General features: G+C 68.9%; 18 protein-coding genes. 13 read left to right on the forward strand and 5 right to left on the reverse strand.

Annotated elements, in window-relative coordinates:
- Positions 1-1155 (reverse strand): DNA recombination protein RmuC, encoded by a 1155-nt coding sequence (locus tag ACT53U_RS09560; protein ID WP_476154489.1) that lies wholly within the window; start codon positions 1153-1155, stop codon positions 1-3.
- A gap of 207 nt (positions 1156-1362) precedes the next feature.
- Between ACT53U_RS09560 and def the strand changes: the two genes are divergently transcribed.
- Positions 1363-1905: a peptide deformylase gene (def, locus tag ACT53U_RS09565; protein WP_476154490.1), complete on the forward strand. Its 543-nt coding sequence runs from the start codon at positions 1363-1365 to the stop codon at positions 1903-1905.
- A gap of 83 nt (positions 1906-1988) precedes the next feature.
- On the opposite strand, the gene ACT53U_RS09570 is transcribed toward def, so the two are convergent.
- Complete coding sequence (locus tag ACT53U_RS09570; protein WP_476154492.1) at positions 1989-2870, reverse strand: undecaprenyl-diphosphate phosphatase; 882 nt, start codon at positions 2868-2870, stop codon at positions 1989-1991.
- Between the two features lie 254 nt (positions 2871-3124).
- Here ACT53U_RS09570 and ACT53U_RS09575 point away from each other — a divergent pair, with 254 nt between their 5' ends.
- The 5 genes from ACT53U_RS09575 (at position 3125) to ACT53U_RS09595 (ending at position 8971) form a co-directional block, all read left to right on the forward strand.
- Entirely contained in the window at positions 3125-3760 is a 636-nt protein-coding gene (locus ACT53U_RS09575) for a transglutaminase-like cysteine peptidase (RefSeq protein ID WP_476154494.1), read from the forward strand.
- Positions 3761-4277: 517 nt separating this feature from the next.
- The gene (locus ACT53U_RS09580) at positions 4278-4448 is read left to right on the forward strand and encodes a DUF1127 domain-containing protein (RefSeq protein ID WP_476154496.1); all 171 of its coding nucleotides are present in this window, start codon (positions 4278-4280) and stop codon (positions 4446-4448) included.
- A gap of 224 nt (positions 4449-4672) precedes the next feature.
- Positions 4673-6151, forward strand: coding sequence for a glucose-6-phosphate dehydrogenase (gene zwf, locus ACT53U_RS09585; protein ID WP_476154497.1), 1479 nt, complete (start codon positions 4673-4675; stop codon positions 6149-6151).
- A 103-nt stretch (positions 6152-6254) separates the two neighbouring features.
- Positions 6255-8069 (forward strand): phosphogluconate dehydratase, encoded by a 1815-nt coding sequence (gene edd, locus ACT53U_RS09590; RefSeq protein ID WP_476154499.1) that lies wholly within the window; start codon positions 6255-6257, stop codon positions 8067-8069.
- Positions 8066-8971 carry an SMP-30/gluconolactonase/LRE family protein gene (locus ACT53U_RS09595; protein WP_476154501.1) on the forward strand — a complete coding sequence of 302 codons (906 nt, stop codon included), beginning with the start codon at positions 8066-8068 and terminating at the stop codon, positions 8969-8971. The genes edd and ACT53U_RS09595 overlap by 4 nt, the downstream gene beginning before the upstream one ends.
- Before the next feature lie 206 nt (positions 8972-9177).
- Here the strand turns inward: ACT53U_RS09595 and ACT53U_RS09600 are convergent, their stop codons facing one another.
- Complete coding sequence (locus ACT53U_RS09600) at positions 9178-10857, reverse strand: methyl-accepting chemotaxis protein (RefSeq protein WP_476154503.1); 1680 nt, start codon at positions 10855-10857, stop codon at positions 9178-9180.
- Between the two features lie 292 nt (positions 10858-11149).
- The gene (locus ACT53U_RS09605; protein WP_476154505.1) at positions 11150-12544 is read right to left on the reverse strand and encodes a cation diffusion facilitator family transporter; all 1395 of its coding nucleotides are present in this window, start codon (positions 12542-12544) and stop codon (positions 11150-11152) included.
- Between the two features lie 285 nt (positions 12545-12829).
- Here ACT53U_RS09605 and ACT53U_RS09610 point away from each other — a divergent pair, with 285 nt between their 5' ends.
- The 4 genes from ACT53U_RS09610 (at position 12830) to phoB (ending at position 16006) form a co-directional block, all read left to right on the forward strand.
- A complete protein-coding gene (locus tag ACT53U_RS09610) occupies positions 12830-13195 on the forward strand; it encodes a hypothetical protein (RefSeq protein ID WP_476154507.1) in 366 nt (121 codons plus the stop codon).
- A gap of 169 nt (positions 13196-13364) precedes the next feature.
- On the forward strand, positions 13365-14450 hold the full coding sequence (locus tag ACT53U_RS09615) for an ATP-binding protein (RefSeq protein WP_476154509.1): 1086 nt from the start codon (positions 13365-13367) through the stop codon (positions 14448-14450).
- A 118-nt stretch (positions 14451-14568) separates the two neighbouring features.
- On the forward strand, positions 14569-15282 hold the full coding sequence (phoU, locus tag ACT53U_RS09620) for a phosphate signaling complex protein PhoU (protein WP_476154511.1): 714 nt from the start codon (positions 14569-14571) through the stop codon (positions 15280-15282).
- Between the two features lie 25 nt (positions 15283-15307).
- On the forward strand, positions 15308-16006 hold the full coding sequence (gene phoB / locus ACT53U_RS09625; RefSeq protein WP_476154513.1) for a phosphate regulon transcriptional regulator PhoB: 699 nt from the start codon (positions 15308-15310) through the stop codon (positions 16004-16006).
- 110 nt (positions 16007-16116) lie between these two features.
- On the opposite strand, the gene ACT53U_RS09630 is transcribed toward phoB, so the two are convergent.
- Complete coding sequence (locus tag ACT53U_RS09630) at positions 16117-16635, reverse strand: GcrA family cell cycle regulator (RefSeq protein WP_476155048.1); 519 nt, start codon at positions 16633-16635, stop codon at positions 16117-16119.
- A 581-nt stretch (positions 16636-17216) separates the two neighbouring features.
- On the opposite strand from ACT53U_RS09630, the gene ACT53U_RS09635 reads away from it, so the two are divergent.
- The 3 genes from ACT53U_RS09635 to ACT53U_RS09645 all read left to right on the forward strand — a co-directional run bounded on the left by ACT53U_RS09635 (position 17217) and on the right by ACT53U_RS09645 (position 20465).
- Entirely contained in the window at positions 17217-18413 is a 1197-nt protein-coding gene (locus ACT53U_RS09635) for an acetylornithine transaminase (protein WP_476154514.1), read from the forward strand.
- On the forward strand, positions 18410-19345 hold the full coding sequence (argF, locus tag ACT53U_RS09640; RefSeq protein WP_476154516.1) for an ornithine carbamoyltransferase: 936 nt from the start codon (positions 18410-18412) through the stop codon (positions 19343-19345). Before ACT53U_RS09635 ends, argF begins: the two co-directional genes overlap by 4 nt.
- Positions 19346-19469: 124 nt before the next feature.
- A complete protein-coding gene (locus ACT53U_RS09645; protein WP_476154518.1) occupies positions 19470-20465 on the forward strand; it encodes an Hsp33 family molecular chaperone in 996 nt (331 codons plus the stop codon).
- Positions 20466-20487: the final 22 nt, after the last annotated feature.

The raw sequence follows: 20487 nt of genomic DNA on the forward strand, positions 1-20487 counted from the left end.
TCATTCGCCGACGAGGCGGGGGAGGGCAGGGGCGTCGGCCTCAAGATCGAGCGCTTCGATCCGTCCGGCGCGGCGCACCACCTTGTCGGCCGAAATCGCGATCTGGTCCAGATCCCGCGTGGTCTGGGCGAAATGCGCCTGGAGCTTCGCCACCCGCTCGACGAGCCGGCCGACGTCGTCGCCGAGCGCGCCGACCTCGCGCTGGATCGCATGGGCCTGCGAGCGGATCGCCTCGTCGCGGCCGATCGACTGCACCACCTGGATGGCGAGCAACAGCAGCGACGGCGAGACGATGACGACGCGCGCCCGGTGTGCCCGCTGCACCACTTCCGAGAAATGCTCGTGCAGATCGGCGAAGATCGCCTCCGACGGCACGAAGAGGAAGGCGACGTCGTGGGTCTCTCCCGGCAGTAGATACTTCTCGCGGATGTCGGCGACATGGCGGATGACGTCGCGGCGGAAGAGCTGCATCGCCCGATCGCGCGCCTCGTTGCTCCCCGCCTCGCGCATCGCGCTCCAGCCCTCGAGCGGGAACTTGGCGTCGACCGCCAGCGGCGGCGCCTCGCCGCCGAGGCGGATCAGGCAGTCGGGCCGCACGCCGGTCGAGAGCGTCGCCTGGAACTCGTAGGCGCCGATCGGCAGGGCGTCGGCGACGATCGCCTCCATCCGCCCCTGACCGAAGGCGCCGCGCGCCTGCTTGTTGGAGAGGATCGCCTCGAGCCGACCGACGCCGCTCGACAGCGCGGTGATCCCCTGCTGCGCCCGGTCGATCACCGCCAGCCGTTCGGCGAGCGCCGACAGGCTCTCGGCGGTCGCCCGCGTCGTGTCGCCGAGCGTCGTGCCGAGCCGGGCGCCGAGCCCGTCGAGCCGTTCGGAGAGGCCGCGGGCGAGATCGGCCTGACGCGAGCCGAAGACCTCCGCCATCGCCTTCATCCGTCCGGTCATCTCGGCCTGCAGCCGGCCGATCTCGGCGAGGCGGCGTTCGACCTCGCCCGCCTGATCGGCGGCGAGCGTCTCCGCCGCGATCTGCTCGGCCCGACCGCGCCCACGGGCGAGGCCCGCGACGAGGAGGCCGAGGCCGAAACCGCCGGCGGCGAAGAGGAGGTGGGGGAGGCCGACGGCGACGCCGGCGATGGTGAGGGGCAGATCCTGCATGGGCGAACCTTCGCACGATTCTCTTAAGAGATCATGTTTTGTTCTCACGAGCGAGGGGGATGCGGTCCCGCCGAACCGGCCCGAGGCGGGGGAGGGGTGTCGAACGCGCGGAAAATTGCCGCGCCCGGCCGGTTTTTCGCCTTTCGGCGACCGTTTTCGACGTCGTCTCGATTGACCGGGCGCCGGGCCTCGCCTATCTGACGGCTCATGGCCATACTCGACATCATCACCCTGCCCGATCCCCGCCTGAAGCTCGCTTCCGAGCCGGTGGCGGTCGTCGACGACGAGATCCGCCGGATTCTCGACGACATGCTGGAGACCATGTACGACGCCCCCGGCATCGGGTTGGCGGCGATCCAGGTCGGCGTGGCGAAGCGCATGCTCACCATCGATCTCTCGCGCGAGGGCGAAGAGCGGGCGCCGCTCTTCGTGATCAATCCCGAGATCGTCTGGACCTCGGAAGAGACCAACACCTATCAGGAGGGCTGCCTCTCGGTGCCCGAGCACTACGACGACGTCGAGCGCCCGGCCCGTGTGAAGGTGAAGTTCCTCGATCGCGACGGCAAGCCGCAGGAGATCGAGGCCGAAGGCCTGCTCGCCACCTGCCTGCAGCACGAGATCGATCACCTCGATGGCGTCGTCTTCATCGACCACCTGTCGCGGCTGAAGCGCGAGCGCGTCGTCAAGAAGTTCTCCAAGGTGGCGAAGGTCCGCTCCCGCCTGACCGGCTGGCGCCCGTCGATGGGCTGAGGCCGATCGTCTGCACGAGATGCGAGAAGAGCCGGCGGGGCGACCCGCCGGCTCTTCTGCTTTTTCCGGGATGGTGGCGTCGCTCAGACCGTCGGGTCGAGCACGCCGAGATAGACGACGAGCAGCAGGAAGGCGCCCATCAGGAAGCGGTAGATCACGAAGGGCCAGGACGAGAAGCGCTCCATCACCTTCATCAGCGTCCAGATCGCCACGAAGGCCGAGAGCGAGGCGGAAGCGAGCCCGATGCCGAGCACCTCCCAGCCGGCGGCATCCAGCCCCGCCTTCTTCAGCTCGAGCAGTTCCTTGAGGCCGGCGCCGGTGATCGCCGGCAGGCCGAGCAGGAAGGAGAAGCGGGCGGCGTCCTCGCGCTTCAGGTTCATGAAGAGCGCCGCCGTCAGCGTCGAGCCGGAACGCGACACGCCCGGGATCAGTGCGCCGACCTGAGCGAGGCCGACGATGACCGCATCGCGCAGGCGGATCTCCTCGAACGTGCGCTTGTGGCGGCAGACGAGCTCGGCGAGCGCCAGCAGCAGCGCCATGCCGATCGAGGCGGCGCCGATCACCCAGAGCTCGCGCAGGGGCGAGCCGCAGGCGTTGAGCTGCTTCTTGAGGAGCACGCCGCCGATGACGATCGGGATCGTGGCGACGACGATGCCGACCGCCATGCGGAACTCGAAGGCGCGGTAGTCGCCCTCCTGCGCCGCCTTCCACGAGCCGGACCCCACCCGCCAGATGTCGCGCCAGAAATAGGTGACGACCGCGAAGAGCGCGGCGAGCTGCATCGCGGCGGAAAAGGCCGAGCCGGGATCTGGCCAGCCGAGAAAGGTCGGCACCACCCGCATGTGGGCGGTCGAGGAGATCGGCAACAGCTCGGTGATGCCCTGGACCACGCCGAGGATCGCCACCTTGGTGGCGCCGAGGGCGACGAAACCGGTGTCGATGCCGTTGGTACAGGCGCTGGCCATGGCGGAGGACTCCCGGAAATGCGGGGCGCGAGACGGAGACGCCGACGAAGGTGGATCTGCCGTCGAGACTGCCTCCGGGACGGTTACCGGAGTCTTACCCGCTCACCGGCAAATTCGAGTGATTTTCTCAACAAAGTAATAATGTAGATAAACCGAGAGTAAATTCGATCTCGTAAAAACACATTCAAAGTTTGACTTGGCTGAAATCCGCGTGTGCGAAGGTGGCTCCACTGGGAAGGGGAGTTACTTTCGTCATGACCAAGTCGAAGATCTGGGGATTTGCTGCCTTTTTTGCTGTCTCGCTGATCGCCGGCCAGGCCGGTGCGCGTGAAGCGATCACTCTGGCGCGTCTGCCCGAGACCACCAGCGCATTGCCGGTGGGCGAGGCGCGTCCGGTCTGGGGGTGGGTGGACTATTGCCGCCGCAACCCGACCGAATGCGACGGCGCCCGCACCCAGGCGCGCGAGATCCGTCTCGACGCCCGCACCTGGCAGACGCTGGTCGAGGTCAATCGCTCGGTGAACACCGCGATCGAGCCGGTCACCGACGAAGAGCACTGGGGTGTCGCCGACAAGTGGGACATTCCGACCGACGGCAAGGGTGACTGCGAGGACTACGTGCTGTTGAAGCGCAAGATCCTGACCGAGCGTGGATTCCCGCGGTCGTCGCTGCTCGTCACCGTCGTCATCGACACCAAGGGCGCCGGCCATGCCGTGCTGACGGTCAAGACCGACCACGGCGACTTCGTCCTCGACAACATGCGCGACGACATCCTGGCCTGGGTGAAGACCGGCTATCGCTTCGTCAAACGTCAGTCGCAGGAAGAACAGAACCGCTGGGTCGCGCTGGACGACGGCGTCCAGATCCCGGCCACCGCTTCGGCGCGCTGAGCCGAACCGCTCTCTCCGCTTCGTCAGGGGCCGCTCCTCGCCGCGCGCGAGGGGCGGCCCCGGCGCGTTTCAGGGCAGCCCCGCGTCCTGCGCCGCTCGGTCGCAGTGGGAAAAACCGCGGAAAAGTCGGCGGAGGCCCCCATGCCCGCGTGGGGTGCAAGGCTGCATTGGTTCGGGCGCATGGACGAAGCCGGCGTAAGATCCGCGCTCGCCGCATGCCTGACGAGACTTCGCCCCCTTTCGGCCACGTTCCTCGGGGGAACCCGTACCCTTTCCACAATCGAACCGAAGTGCGGCTGAATCGGTGGCGACGCGGACTCCGCTTTGTTGACGAATGATGAACTGCAACCCGGCGAGCCATGCAGGAATCGCAGGTCAGAGGGTGAGGTGGCCGCCTTCAAATTAGGCAGTCCGCCGATTATTTCATCTTCCATGGATGAACGCTCCATCGTCGCCGGGAGAGAGACCGAAGACGACGACGGGGCATCGCAAGGGAGGGGACCGGCAAGGTCCTCATATGATCATGTCGTTCTACACCATCGCCAACCAGGTCCGTTCCTCCGTCGAGCGCTATCGCAACTATCGCCGCGCCGTCCGTGAGCTTTCCGCTCTCGACGACCGTCAGCTCTGTGACATCGGCCTCGTGCGCTCGCGCATCGAGGAAGTGGCGCGCGGCGCGCTCCACTGATCGAGGACGATCGGCCCCGCGCCGATCCGACGTTCTGCTCGAAAGGGGCGGCCGTGAGGCCGCCCCTTTCGTCGTTGCCGTCCTTCGCTGCGTTGCAATGAAAGATTTTGCAGAAACGACATTGAATTGCCGTTTGCTGTGACTATGATCCGCCCTAGATTCAGAGGACGGCGACGCGCGCTCGTGAGGAGTGCCGCGGGACGTCGTCCCGTTCGGGGGTATGCATGGTCAGCCGCGTCATCACGGTGGATCCCTTCGACTTCGTCGCCTTCGGCGGCACCGGCGACCTTGCGCGTCGCAAGCTTCTGCCGGGCCTCTACCATCGCGACCGGGTCGGCCAGATCCCGGACGAGACCCGCATTCTCGGCGTCGCCCGCGCCGAGATGACGGAAGAGGCCTTCCGCGCCTTCGCTCGCGAGGCACTCGACGCCCACGTGCCCGAACACGAGCGCGACGAGGCGGTGATCGAGCGGTTCATCGCCCGTCTGTCCTATGTCGCGGTCGACGCCACCGGCGAGCGCGGCTGGGCCGATCTCGCGGGTTTCCTCGCCACCCGCCCCGAATGCATCCGCGTCTTCTATCTGGCGACCAGCCCCGACCTCTTCGGCGGCATCTGCGATCGGCTGAAGGCGTCCGGCGTGATCACGCCCTGCTCGCGCGTCGTGGTGGAAAAGCCGATCGGCAAGTCGCTCGCCTCGGCCCGCGCCGTCAATGACGCGGTCGGCGCCGCCTTCGCCGAAACCCAGATCTTCCGCATCGACCACTATCTCGGCAAGGAGACGGTGCAGAACCTGATGGCGCTTCGCTTCGCCAATTCGTTGTTCGAGCCGCTGTGGAACGCCGCGCACATCGACTACGTGCAGGTGACGGTGGCCGAGAGCCTCGGCGTCGAGGGTCGCGCCGGCTATTACGACGGCGCCGGCGCGCTGCGCGACATGGTGCAGAACCATCTCCTCCAGCTTCTCTGCCTCGTCGCCATGGAACCGCCGGCGACGCTCGACGCCGACGCGGTGCGCGACGAGAAGCTCAAGGTGCTGAAGTCGCTGAAGCCGATCGGCCCCGCCGAGGTCGACCGCGTCACCGTGCGCGGTCAGTACGAGAAGGGCGCGAGCGCCGAGGGCGCGGTGCCCGGCTATCTCGAGGAACTCGGCCAGCCGACCTCCAACACCGAGACCTTCGTCGCTCTCAAGGCCGAGGTCGAGAACTGGCGCTGGGCCGGCACGCCCTTCTACCTGCGCTCGGGCAAGCGCCTCGCCGATCGCGTCTCCGAGATCGTGGTGAGCTTCCGCCCGATCCCCCATTCGGTCTTCGACGCCGCCGCCGGTCCGATCCGCCGCAACGAACTGGTCATCCGCCTGCAGCCCGACGAGGGCGTCAAGCTCTCGCTGATGATCAAGGACCCCGGGCCCGGCGGCATGCGGCTGAAGTCGGTGCCGCTCGACATGAGCTTCGCCGAGACCTTCGCCGAGCGCCATGCCGACGCCTACGAGCGGCTGATCATGGACGTGGTGCGCGGCAACCAGACGCTCTTCATGCGCCGCGACGAGGTCGAGGCGGCCTGGACCTGGATCGACCCGATCCTCGAGGCCTGGGCGGCCTCCGGCGACGCGCCGAAACCCTATCGCTCCGGCACCTGGGGTCCGTCCGCGGCCGTCGCCCTGATCGAGCGCGACGGCCGCGCGTGGCACGAGGACGGCGCCTGACGGCGCCCGACGAACTTCCCTTCTCCCCTTGCGGGAGAAGGCGGCCCATCGGGCAGGGAAGACTTCGGCGTGGCCGCGGCCGCGCCGGGAAAGGCAGGAAGACATGGCCCTCGACGCCCGCGTCGGCGAGATCACCGAGCGCATCCGCGCCCGCTCCCGCGACTCCCGTGCCCGCTATCTCGAACGCGTCGCCGCCCAGATCGAGAAGCGCCCGACCCGCTCCAAACTCGGCTGCGCCAATCTCGCCCACGGCTTCGCCGCCTGCGGCCCCGAGGCCAAGGCGCGGCTCGCCGCCGGCGAGACGCCGAACATCGGCATCGTCACCGCCTACAACGACATGCTCTCCGCCCATCGGCCCTACGAGCGCTATCCGGCGCTGATCCGGGCCGAGGCCGAACGGCTCGGCGCCACGGCACAGGTCGCCGGCGGCGTGCCCGCCATGTGCGACGGCGTCACGCAGGGAGAGGCGGGGATGGAGCTGTCGCTCTTTTCCCGCGACGTCATCGCCATGGCGACCGGCGTGGCGCTGTCGCATCAGATGTTCGACGGCGCGCTGATGCTCGGCATCTGCGACAAGATCGTGCCCGGTCTGGTCATCGGCAGCCTCGCCTTCGGCCACCTGCCGGTGATCTTCGTGCCGTCGGGGCCGATGTCGACCGGCATCTCCAACGGCGAGAAGAACCGCGTCCGCCAGCTCTACGCCGAGGGCAAGGCGACCAAGGCCGATCTCCTGGAGAGCGAGTCGAAGTCCTACCACGGCATCGGCACCTGCACCTTCTACGGCACCGCCAACTCCAACCAGATGCTGATGGAGTTCATGGGCCTGCATCTGCCGGGCGCGAGCTTCGTGCCGCCCGACACCGACCTGCGCGACGCGCTGACCCGCGCCGCCGTCGCCCGGGTGCTGGAGATCGGATCGCGCGGGAGCAGCTTCACGCCGATCGGCGAGGTGCTCGACGAACGCGCCTTCGTCGACGGCATCGTCGGCCTGATGGCGACGGGCGGCTCGACCAACCACACGCTCCATCTCGTCGCCATGGCGCGTGCCGCCGGCATCGCGCTGACCTGGGACGACTTCGCCGATCTCTCGGCGATCACGCCGCTCCTGGTGCGCGCCTATCCCAACGGCGCCGCCGACGTCAACGCGCTGCACGAAGCCGGCGGCGTGCCCTTCGTCATCCGCGAACTCCTCGGCGAGGGGCTGCTGCATGCCGACGCCCGCACCGTCGGGGGTGCGAGCCTCGCCGAGCAGACGCGGACGCCGAGCCTCGACGCCTCCGGTGCCCTCGTCTTCGCGCCGGCGCGTGCGACGAGCGGCGACGAGAGCGTGGTGCGACCGATCGTCCGCCCCTTCGAGGCGGTCGGCGGCCTCGAACTCCTCACCGGCAACCTCGGCCGCTCGGTGATCAAGATCTCGTCGGTGGCTCCGGAACGCCGGATCGTCGAGGCGCCGGCTCGCGTCTTCGACGATCAGGAGGCGGTGCAGCAGGCCTTCCGGGCGGGCGAACTGACCGGCGATTTCGTCGCCGTCGTCCGCTTCCAGGGGCCGCGCGCCAACGGTATGCCGGAACTCCACAAGTTGACGCCGCCGCTCGGCGTTCTGCAGGATCGCGGCCAGAAGGTCGCGCTCGTGACCGACGGCCGCATGTCGGGCGCCTCCGGCAAGGTGCCGGCGGCCATCCACCTTTCTCCGGAAGCCGCCGACGGCGGACCGATCGCCCGCATCCGCGACGGCGACATGGTCCGCCTCGACGCGACGACGGGACGTCTCGACGTCCTGGTCGATCCGGCGGAATGGTCGTCGCGGCAGGCCGCGACGGCCGATCTCTCCGCATCCGGTTGGGGCGCCGGACGGGAGCTCTTCGCAACTTTCCGCAACACCGTCGGCTCGGCCGAAGAGGGGGCCTCCTCGCTATGAACGTCATCCGCATCGTCCCCGATCCCCGTCGTCTCCTCGATCACGAATGCCGCACCGGCGAGAGCCCGCTGTGGGACGACCGCCGCGATCGGCTCTTCTTCGTCGACATCGATTCCGGCGAGATCCATCACGTCACCGCCGAGGGCTCGTCCCATCGCGTCTGGCCGGCGCCGCCGCCGGAGCGCCCGACCGCGCTGGGGCTCACCACCACCGGCCGTCTGGTCGTCTCGCTGACCCGCTCGGTCGTGCTCTTCGACCCCGACGCCGGCACCTGGGAGACGCTCGCCGAGATCGACGTCGGCCGCTCCACCACCCGCCTCAACGACGGCAAGGTCGGTCCCGACGGCGCCTTCTGGGTCGGCTCGATCGACGAGACGCCCGAGCGTCCGCCGGTCTGCGCGCTGTGGCGCGTCACCGCCGACGGCGCGGTGGAGAAGAAGATCGAGGGCCTGCGCGCCTCCAACGGCCTCGCCTGGGATCCCTCGGGCCGCACCATGTATCTCTCCGACAGCCGCGGTCCGTGGATCGACCGCTTCGACTTCGACGCGGCGACCGGCGAGATCTCCAACCGTTCGCGCTTCGCCACGCTCGACGATGGCCTCGGCCGTCCCGACGGCGGCTGCTGCGACGCCATCGGCCACTACTGGAGCGCCGGCATCACCTCGGGCCAGATCAACCGCTTCGCCCCCGACGGCCGCCTGCTCGAGCACTGGAACCTGCCGGTCGACCATCCGACCATGCCGTGCTTCGGCGGCGAGGGCCTGCGCACGCTCTTCGTGACGTCGCTGCTCCGGCCCGGCGAGGAGGGCCGCCCGTCGCTGGCGCCGGCCGGCTCGGTGATCGCGCTCGACGCCCAGATCGCCGGCTTCCCGCCCTTCCGCATGCCCGATCCGAAGGGTTGATACCAACGGTCGAGGACGCTGACGCATCCGACCGTCGAAGGAATGCGAATTTCTCATGTGCATCAGCGGCGTGAGAAATTCGCATGAAGCATACCGAAGGTCATTTTCAATGCCCTTCGATATGAGCGGTCCACGCGGGGCATTGCCGAAACGAAGAAGGCCCGGACATCCGTCCGGGCCTTCTTCTCGTTCGATGTGTGTTGCGCTCAGGCGGCGGCGACGTCGGCGAGGAAGCGGTCGACCACGGCGCGCAGATCTTCCGCCGTCGCGGCGACGCGGCCGGCGGCACCGGTCATCTCGCCCGCCGCGCGGGTCGTCTCGCCGGCGGCGGAACTGACGCCGCCGATGTTCTCGGCGACGTGGCGGGTACGCTCGGCGGCGAGCGACACGTTGCGGGCGATCTCGGCGGTGGAGGCGCCCTGTTCCTCGACCGCGGCGGCGATCGCCGAGGTGAAGGTGTCGACCTCGCCCATCGTGTCGACGATCCGGCCGATCGCCTCGACGGCGGCGCCGGTGGTGCTCTGGATCGCGCCGATCTGGGCGGAGATCTCCTCGGTCGCCTTGGCGGTCTGACCGGCCAGCGTCTTGACCTCGGCGGCGACGACGGCGAAGCCGCGGCCGCTCTCGCCGGCGCGTGCCGCCTCGATCGTCGCGTTGAGGGCGAGCAGGTTGGTCTGTTCGGCGATGTCGCGGATGAGGCCGACGACGGCGCCGATGCGCCCCGCGGCCTGGGCGAGATCGCCGACGGTGACGTTGGTGTCGCGCGAGACCTTGGCCGCCTCGGCGACCACGTCGGTGGTGCGGGAGACCTGACGGGCGATCTCGTCGATCGAATGCATCAGCTCCTCGCCGGCGGCCGACACGGTGACGACGTTCTCCGACGCCTCGCGCGAGGCGTCGGCGGCATCGTCGGAGCGCTGCGACGTCGTCGCGGCGTTGCGGCCGAGGTCGGTCGCGGTGGCGGTCATCGACCGCATCTCGGCGTCGACGGCGCCGAGCATGTCGGTGGCGCGGCGACGGAACTCGCCGACGAGGCGATCGATCGCCTGTTCGCGCACCCGCTTGGCCTCGGCGGCCGACGAGGTCGCCGCCGTCAGTTCGCGACGCTCGACCTCCTGGCGGCGGAAGACCATGACGGCCTCGGCCATGTCGCCGAGCTCGTCCTTGCGGGTCGTGTCGACCGAGACGTCGAGATTGCCGTGGCCGAGGTCGACCATCGCCTGCCGAATGGCGGCGAGCGGACGCGTCACCGAACGCACCACCAGGAAGGCGATCAACCCGATGGCACCGGCGAAGACCAGCGACAGCAGGCCCGAGCGCAGCGCCACGGCGCGGAACTGCGCCTCGACGTCGTCGAGCCACATGCCGGTGCCGATGACCCAGCTCCAAGCCTTGAAGGCGCCGACATGCGAGATCTTCGGCAGTGCCTCGGAGGCACCGGGCTTGGGCCAACGATAGGCCACCGTGCCGGAACCCTTGGCGGCGGAGACGGCGAGCATCTCGCGGAACAGGAAGACGCCGTCGGTGTCCTTCATGTCGATGCCGGAGACGCCGCGCATCTTCTCGGAAGGATGGACGACCATCCGGCCGTCGGTCGTCATCACGAAGATGTAGTTGCCGTCGTCGAAGCGCAGCCGGCCGATCTCGTCGGCGGCGCGCGCCTTCGCCTCCTCCATCGTGATCTCGCCGCGCTTCGCCTTGTCGAAGGACGACTGCGCCAGGCTCGCCGCGGTCTCCTCGATCCGGCGCAGCTCGTCGAGCCGGCTCTGGTAGAGGTTCGAATGCAGCGTCACGAGGCCGAGCACCGTCACCGCGACCAGACCGACGACGGCCAGGCCGGCGACGAGAAACAGCCGCGAAGAAATGCCTCGATTGAAGATCGCCATGGTCCGCTCTCCGACGGCTCGCCGACCGTTCCGCACGCGGGTCGTGCGGTTGCCCGAGCGGGCATGCGGGGGTGGAAGCCGACTTTTCACTTCGGCGAGTGTCGTTGCGTCGGCCTTAAGAAAAGGGAAACGGAAAGCAACTCGGACGGTGAAATTTCATCGAAAGAAAGTCGGCATGCCGATGATTTCGGAAACGATTGAAATCGTATACGAAATCGGACGGCTCTCGACCCGTCTCGATTTGGACGAAGTCCAGATCTCGCGCCTCCGACTACAGTCGAATTACCTAGCGTCAGGCTTTCGGTTCTCCGTGGCCGATCACCCGGCGGACCCCGAGATGGCGCGCACGCACGGCGCGTTCGACGTCGTCGATCGCCGCATGCAGTTCGGCGACGCCGATCGACGGTTCGGCCCGGCAGTGGAAGTTGACCACCACGCCCTCGGCGGTGGCGCGGGCGCGCACGTGGTGAACCTCGCCGACGATGCCGCCGCGCTCCGCCGCCGCCTCGAGGTCGCCGCGGATCTCGGCGAGCGACGGTTCGTCGAGGTCGAGGCCGGTCAGGCGATCGACGGTGATCGGTTCGATGTGGGTCTCGACCTCCGAGCCGGGGCCGAGTTCGGCCTCGATCGCCGTCTCGAGCCCGCTCGCCACCGCATGGGCCTCGGCGAGCGACATGCGGCCGTCGACCTCGAGGTCGAGAGAGACCGCGATGCGCGCGTCGGCGAGCGTCTGGACGAAGAGATGATGGACGGCGACGCCGCGGTTGCGGGCGATCACCATGATGCGCTCGTGGATCGTCTCGTCGTCGAGGGCGATCGGATGGGCGGCGATGGCGATGTCGACCTCCGGCATCGCCCGGCCGACCGCCGCCTTCACCTCGGCCTTGATCGCCGCCGTGTCGTCGAGCGAGCGGATGCGGGCGACCGCGAGGTCGAGATCGACGAAGATCTTGGCGCCCGACGGTCGCGCGCGGATCCGTTCGATGGCGACGACGCCGGCGACCCCTTCGGCGATCGTGCGGATGCCTTCGGCGACGCCATGGGGGGCGGCGTCCATCAGCGAGTCGATGGTGCGTCGGCCGAGCCGCCAGCCGGCGAGGCAGACGAAGGCGGAGACGCCGATCGCCGCCAGCGCGTCGCCGAGCGGCCAACCCGCCCAGACGAAGCCGAGGCCGACGAGCACGACCGCCGAGCTCCACATGTCGGAGGAGAAGTGCAGCGCATCGGCCTCGAGCGCCGGGCTGTTGGTCGCCCGCGCCACCTTCAGCAGGTGGCGGGCGCGGAAGAAGTCGACGACGATCGACACCACCACGACGCCGACCGCCACCAGGCTCGCCTCCGGCGTGCCGCCGTGGCCGAGGATGCGCTGCACCGCCTCCCAGGCGATCCAGCCCGAGGCGACGAAGAGCAGGCCGGTCTCGGCGAGCGCCGCGACGCTCTCGATCTTGGCGTGGCCGTAGTGGTGCATCTCGTCGGCCGGCTCGTCGGCGATCCGCACCGCGAACCACGTCATCACCGTGGCGCCGACGTCGAGCAGGCCGTGGATCGCCTCCGACAAGAGACCGAGCGAGCCGGTCATGACCGCGACGATCGCCTTGGCGATCGTCAGGCCCGTCGAGGCGACGATGGAGCCGAGCGCGGCGGCTTCCTTCTGCTCCCCGTGCGAGACATTCTCATTTGCAGTCATGGACTTGGCTCCGATCGTCGGGACGTGCGGCATCCCTAGGTCGTGCCGTCCGATCGGGCAAGCGCCTTGCCGGCGAGGGGGCATGGTCCCGGCCGAGTGTGGGCCGGCGGCCACACCTCGCCGACGAGCGCGGGGACGGCACGATTTCGGGTGGACGCGGCCCCGGGCGCGGTCTATCCGCTGGACGTGGTTCCGCCGCATCGCGGTATCATGGTGATCCGCCGTTCGTCCGCGTTGCTGGACCCGGCCCGTCTCGACGACACTCCCGAACCCGAAAGGACGGCCATGAGCGCCGATCGTTTCTCGCGCGTCTTCTCCCGCACCACCCTCGTCGGCGCCCTCGTGGCGGCGCTCGTCGGCGGTACCGCGGGTCGGGCCGGTGCCGAGGAAGGGGGCGAGGAGACGCTGAAGACGCTCTATCGCATCGCCATCTCGGCCGAGATGTGCGGCTTCCCGATGGGCCAGCGCGAGGCGACCAACCTCGGCAAGGCGATGAACCGGGCGCTGGCCGAGACCAATCTCTCGCCCGACGCCGCCGACGCGCTCTACCGTGACGTCGATGCCGCGCTCGAGGCCGAAGGTTTCGAGAAGATCTGCGCCGGCGACGGTGCGCGCAACTACCGCGCCCTTCTCGCTGCCAACATCCGTTGATCGATCGCGGCTTTCGCGCGCATCCTCGTCCACCTTCGCAAATCCGTCGTCTCGAATCGCCATTCTCGCGGCTCGACCGTCGGTCGCGCGACGCGACGGTTGCGTTTCGTCCGCGACGGTGGCAACCCGATCGGGACAGGCGCGAACGGCGCGCGCTGGCGAGGATTTCATGAGCATCGACGATCGGCAGGAGACGGCATCGTCCGGCATCCTTCTCTCCGGAGACACCGCGGTCGGACCGCTGGTCCGGGCGGTGATCGATGCCGTCGACGAACCCTGCATCGTGGTCGACGGCACTCACGAGGTGCGCTGGTTCAACCGCGACGCGGCGCTGCGCTTCCCCGCCCTGTCGGAGGGTTTCCCGCTGTCCTTCGGCGTGCGCGTCACCCAGCTCTACGACGCCGTCGACACCGCCCGCGACCGGCTGGCCGCCGAGATCGTCGAATGGCACGACAAGGTGCCGACCGAACGCTGGTCGCGCGCCCACGTGGCGCCGCTGATCGTGCCCGGCATCGCGCCCTTCCTCATGATCCGCATCGAGGACCTGACCGAGACGCGGCGGATGGAGCGCATGCGCGCCGACTTCGTCGCCAACGCCAGCCACGAACTGCGCACGCCGCTCGCCGCCCTCTCCGGCTTCATCGAGACGCTGCAGGGCCCGGCCCGCGACGACGGTGCCGCCCGCGCGCGCTTCCTCGGCGTGATGGCCGAACAGGCGGGGCGGATGAAGCGGCTGATCGACGATCTCCTGTCGCTGTCGCGCATCGAGATGAAGGCGCATCTGCGCCCCGAGGCCGAGGTCGACCTCTGCGAGGTGCTCGCCCGTGTCCTCGATCTCGCCCGTCCCGCCGCCGGCACCGAGGGTATCACTCTGGCGATCGAGGGCTGCGACGCCGCCCGCGCCGTGCGCGGCGACCGTGAGGAACTGGTCCAGGTCTTCACCAATCTGGTCGAGAACGCCGTCAAGTACGGTGGTACCGGCGGCTCGGTCGAGGTGACGGTGCGCACCGAGGGCGACGTCGTGCTGGCGACCGTGCGCGACCATGGCGACGGCATCGATCCGGTCCACCTGCCGCGCCTGACCGAGCGCTTCTACCGCGGCCATTCCGACGGCGCCGGCTCGCGCCGCGGCACCGGCCTCGGCCTCGCCATCGTCAAGCACATCGTCACCCGCCACGGCGGGCGGCTCGACATCTGGAGTCGGCGTGGCGAGGGCTCCGCCTTCACCGTCGCGCTCGACCGCTGGAAGTCGTGAAGCGCTTCGAAATCAACAGCTTGGAACGTCATCAAACTGACGTCTCCGCGTCATAGAAACGGGGCGACCCGAGCCGGTTCCGCCGGACGGTTCGCGCCAGTGGAACGAGGTTCGCTCGATGACCAACCATACCGTCGTCGCCTACGATCAGGAACTGAAGGAACTCGCCGGCCGCATCGCGGAGATGGGCGGGCTCGCCGAAGGTCTCGTGACCGACGCCGTCACCGCGCTCGTTCGCGGCGACACGACGCTGGCACAGAAGGTGGTCGCCACCGACGCCCGGCTCGACCGCCTCCAGCACATCGTCGAGGAACAGGCGATCGTGATCATCGCCAAGCGCCAGCCGATGGCGCTCGACCTGCGTCACATCTTCGTCGCCATGCGTCTCGCCGGCGACCTCGAACGGGTCGGCGACCTCGCCAAGTCGATCGCCAAGCGCGTCATCGCCATGAACGGCGGCGTCCGCCTGAAGAGTGTGCTGATCGGCGTCGAACATCTCGCCGAGATCGCGCTCGAGCAGCTCAAGGCCGTGCTCGACGCCTATGCCGCGCAGGATTCCGACGCCGCGATCGTCGTGCGCGATCGCGACGAGCAGATCGACGCGCTCTATACGTCGCTGTTCCGCGAGCTCCTCACCTACATGATGGAAGACCCGCGCAACATCACCTTCTGCACCCACCTGCTGTTCTGTGCCAAGAACATCGAGCGCATCGGCGATCACGCCACCAACGTCGCCGAACAGGTCCACTACCTGGTGACCGGCGAGCAGGTGTCCGGCGAGCGCCCGAAGGGCAACGATGCCGAACAGATGAAGTTCGAGGCCGGCGCCTGAGCCGACCCGAGGAACGAGGGACGACATGGCCCGCGTGTTGATCGTCGAGGACGAGGAGGCGCTCGGTCTCCTCCTGCGCTACAATCTCGAGAGCGAGGGATACGACGTCGAAGTCGTCGCCCGAGGCGACGAGGCCGATACGCGCCTGAGGGAGAGCGTGCCCGATCTCCTCATCCTCGACTGGATGTTGCCGGGGCTCTCCGGCATCGAACTGTGCCGCCGCCTGCGCGCCCGCACCGAGACCGAGCGCCTGCCGATCATCATGTTGACGGCACGCGGCGAGGAGAGCGAGCGCATCCGCGGCCTCTCCACCGGCGCCGACGACTATGTGGTGAAGCCCTTCTCCACCGCCGAGCTGATGGCCCGCGTCCGCGCCATGCTGCGTCGGACCCGGCCGGAGCTGGTCTCCACCCTGCTGCGCTCCGGCGACCTCGAACTCGATCGCGAGACCAAGCGCTGCCGCCGCGCCGGCCGCGAGATCCATCTCGGACCGACCGAGTTCCGCCTGCTCGAGTTCCTGATGCAGTCGCCCGGCCGCGTCTTCACCCGCGAGCAGCTGCTCGACGGCGTCTGGGGCATGGACGTCTATGTCGACGAACGCACCGTCGACGTCCACGTCGGCCGTTTGCGCAAGGCGGTCAACCGCCCGCGCGAACGCGATCCGATCCGCACCGTCCGCGGCTCCGGCTATTCCTTCGACGAACGCTTCGGCGCGATGGCCTGAGGCGATCCGCCGATCGGCACGCGATCGGCGCGCCCTTCCGACATCCCGAAAAGCAGAGAGCCCGGCGATCGCTCGCCGGGCTCTCTGCTTTTCGTCCAGGGCCTCTCGCCTCAGGCGCGACGGCGGTCGCGGCGGCGGTCGGCGACCGGCTGATAGGCGAGCCGCGCGTGATAGGCGCAGTAGGGGATGCCGACGTCGGAGCGACGGGCGCAGAAGTGGAAGTCCAACGCGGAAGGATCGCCCATCGGCCACTTGCAGGTCTGTTCGTTGATCTGCAGCACCGAGGCGTTGGGGATCAGCGGCTCGTCGGAGAGCGAGACGAGCTGCGGCGCCGGCTGGGCGTGGCGGCGTTCCTCCGGCCGGGTCTCGGCCTTGAGCGCGGTGGCGCCGACGCTGACCGGACCGCCTTCCGAGCGACCGGTCGAGGTCGCGGGACGGGCGACCGGCTTCTTCGGACGGCTGGCGGAGGGCTGCGGCGCCTTGGCGCGGCCCGACAGGCCGAGCCGATGGACCTTGCCGATCACCGCGTTGCGGGTGACGCCGCCGAGTTCGCCGGCAATCTGGCTGGCGCTCAGTCCGTCGCCCCAGAGCTTCTTGAGAAGCTCGACCCGCTCGTCGGTCCAGGAGATCATCGCTACCCTCGCAGTCGTGGCCGGCGATCGAACCTTCCGAATCCCTTCTCGTCCGGAGGAATCCCTCCGGGGCCGCCTCGTTTCCGGGGCGTCGACGCAAGACGAGAAGTATGGGATCGGACGATCCGCCGCACGAGATGTCGTGTTTAACAAGTCGTAAACTACACTAGCCGTAGACTCGCGAGCAAGGCGGACGGGAATCGTTTCGGTGGATGAACGATGTCTTTTCCCCAGCGTTGAGTCCGATCTGCAACAGAACCCACGGTGAAATGCCGGTTTGCGGCATCTCACGCGTCGGTTGCGGTCCGTAGACTTGCGGATGCCCGCCCGCGCAGTCCGCGCCGACCGCGGTTTTCGGCCGGCGACGTTGACAATTTGCCCTTTCCGCCCCCATTATCCGCGCGCTCGACGAAGGGTGCCGCTGAGGCACTTCGATCGTCGTCGCGGGTGCCGCCCGGAGGGCGGCATCGTTCGTTTTGGGGGCCTGTCGCGCGCGGCCGGCCCTCGCCTGCAGGACCCCGGGGGCGTCTGCCTTCCCCGCGCTCGAAACGCGGCCGGCGGCGTCCGGAGACGAGAGAATGACCGATACCGCGCTCTATTCGACTTTCGCCCGCGTCGACCTCGAGTTCGTCCGCGGCCGTGGGGTCTGGCTCGAGACGGCTTCGGGCGAACGATGGCTCGACATGATGGGCGGCATCGCCGTCAACGCGCTCGGCCATTGCCATCCCCATCTCGTTGCGGCGCTCACCGAACAGGCCCAGAATCTGTGGCACGTGTCGAACGTCTTCGCCGCGCCGCATCAGGAGAAGCTCGCCCGTCGTCTGGTCGAGACCTCCTTCGCCGACCGCGTCTTCTTCACCAATTCCGGCGCCGAGGCGATGGAATGTGCGATCAAGACGGCGCGTCGCCGCCAGTTCCACGAGGGTCGGCCGGAGCGCTATCGCCTGATCACCTTCGAAGGCGCCTTCCACGGCCGCACGCTGGCGACGATCGCCGCCGGCGGCCAGGAGAAATACATCGAGGGCTTCGGTCCCAAGGTCGACGGTTTCGACAAGGTCGAGGGCTTCGACGAAGCCAAGGTGCTCGCCGCCATCGGACCGGAGACCGCCGGCATCCTGATCGAGCCGATCCAGGGCGAGGGCGGCATCCGCCCGGTGCCGCCCTCCTTCCTCGCCTTCCTGCGCCGGGTCTGCGACGAGCACGGCCTGTCGCTGATCTACGACGAGGTCCAGTGCGGCATGGGTCGTACCGGCAAGCTCTGGGCCTACGAGGTCTCCGGCGTCGCGCCCGACATCCTGGCCTCGGCCAAGGGCATCGGCGGCGGTTTCCCGCTCGGCGCGTGTCTGGCGACCGAAGCGGCTGCCGCCGGCATGACGGCCGGCACCCACGGCACGACCTACGGCGGCAACCTGCTCGCCATGGCCGCCGGCAACGCGGTGCTCGACGTGATGCTCGAGGAGGGCTTCCTCGACGCGGTCGCGCGGAAGGGTCTGCGCCTCAAGCAGAAGCTCGCCGCCGTGGTCGATCTCCATCCCGAGATCTTCCAGGAGGTGCGCGGCGAGGGCCTGATCCTCGGCCTCAAGTGCCGCCGCCCGCCCGCCGGCGTGATCGCCGCGATGCGGGACCAGAAACTGCTGGCGGTCGCCGCCGGTGACGACGTCGTGCGCTTCCTGCCGGCTCTGGTGGTGAGCGATGAAGAGATCGACGAAGCCGTGGCGCGTGTCGAAGCCGCCGCCCATGCGCTTCTCGAGGCCGAAAAGGGGGCCGCTGCGTGACACTTTCTTCCGGCAAGCGCCATTTCCTCGATCTGCCCGACGTTTCCAAGGCCGATCTGCGTGCCATCCTCGACGAGGCCACCCGCCTCAAGGGCGCCCGCCGCGGCGCCTTCGAGGGCGAAGGCCCGCTCGCCGGCAAGGTGCTGGCGATGATCTTCGAGCGTCCCTCGACCCGCACCCGCGTCTCCTTCGACGTGGGCATGCGCGAGCTCGGCGGCCAGACCCTGATGCTGACCGGCGACGAGATGCAGCTCGGCCGCGGCGAGACCATCGCCGACACCGCGCGCGTGCTCTCCCGCTTCGTCGACGCGATCATGATCCGCATCCTCGATCACGGCGCGCTGAAGGAACTGGCCGACAACGCCACCGTTCCGGTGATCAACGGCCTGACCAAGCTGTCGCATCCCTGCCAGATCATGGCCGACGTCATGACCTTCGAGGAACATCGCGGCCCGATCGCCGGCCGAACGATCGCCTGGGTCGGCGACGACAACAACGTGCTCGCCTCGTGGATCCACGCCGCCGAGCGCTTCGACTGCAAGCTGCGCATCGCCACGCCGCCGGAACTCGCCCCCAAGACCGACATCATGGCCTGGGCCCGCAAGGCCGGCGCCTCGGTGGTGTGGACCGAGGACCCCTACGAGGCGGTCGCCGGGGCCGACTGCGTCATCACCGACACCTGGGTGTCGATGGGCGACGACGAGAGCGAGCGCCGCCACAATCTCCTGAAGCCCTATCAGGTGACCGAGAAGCTCATGTCGGCGGCCAACCCCGACGCGATCTTCATGCACTGCCTGCCGGCCCACCGCGACGAGGAGGTGACCGCCGAGGTCATCGACGGTCCGCGTTCGGTGGTCTTCGACGAGGCCGAGAACCGTCTCCATGCCCAGAAGGGCGTCTTGGCGTGGTGCCTCGGCCGCGTCGGCGCCTGATCGCGAGACGCTCTTTCGGGGTGCCACTGGCGAAACGTGCCTCGGCGCACCAGATAGATGACGAATTGGAGCCGACGGCCGCACCCCGCGCCGTCGGCTCGCCGCTTTCGAAGACGAGCCCGCCATGACGCAAGCCGACACCATCCCGGCCACCGCCGCCCAGGACGTGGTCCTGCCCTTCACCGTTCCCGCGCTCGACGTGCGCGGCCGAGCCGTGCGGCTCGGCCCGAGCCTCGACGCGATCCTCTCCCGTCACGCCTATCCGGTGCCGGTCGCCCGCCTGCTGGCGGAAGCGATCGCGCTGACGACGCTGCTCGGCTCGTCGATCAAGTTCGAGGGCCGCTTCATCCTCCAGACCCGCACCGACGGGCCGGTGTCGATGCTGGTCGTCGATTTTCAGACGCCGGACGGCATCCGCGCCTATGCGAGCTTCGACAAGGACGGCGTCGCCCGCGCCATCGCCGAGGGCCGCGTCTCGCCGCCGGACCTGCTCGGCCGCGGCCATCTCGCCATGACCGTCGATCAGGGCCCCGACATGCAGCGCTACCAGGGCGTCGTGGCGCTCGAGGGCGAGAGCCTCGAGGAGGTCGCGCACGTCTGGTTCCAGCAGTCGGAGCAGATCCCGACCAGGGTCCGCCTCGCCGTCGCCGAGGAACTGACCCGCTCGGACGCCGGCCCGCGCCATGCCTGGCGCGCCGGCGGCGTCATGGTGCAGTTCCTGCCCGAGAGCGAGGACCGGGTGAAGGCCCGCGACCTCCACCCCGGCGACGCGCCGGAGGGCACCGAGGCCCACGAGGTCGAGATCGACGACGCCTGGGCCGAGGCCGAGGCGCTGGTCGGCACCGTCGAGGACGTCGAGCTGACCGACACCGACGTGTCGTCGGAACGGCTGCTCTATCGCCTCTTCCACGAGCGTGGCGTGCGGGTCTTCGAGCCACTGGCGATGGTCGAGCGCTGCCGTTGCTCGCGCGAGCGGGTCGAGGGCATGCTGGCGCAGTTCTCGGCCGAGCAGGTCGACGACATGACGGTCGACGGCACCATCGAGGTCACCTGCGACTTCTGCTCGACCAAGTATCGCTTCGATCCGGCGGCGGTCCACGCGATGCGCGGCGAGGGCTGATACCGGGCGTGTGAAATTTCGA

The organism is Pinisolibacter sp. DMC19 (assembly GCF_056313985.1).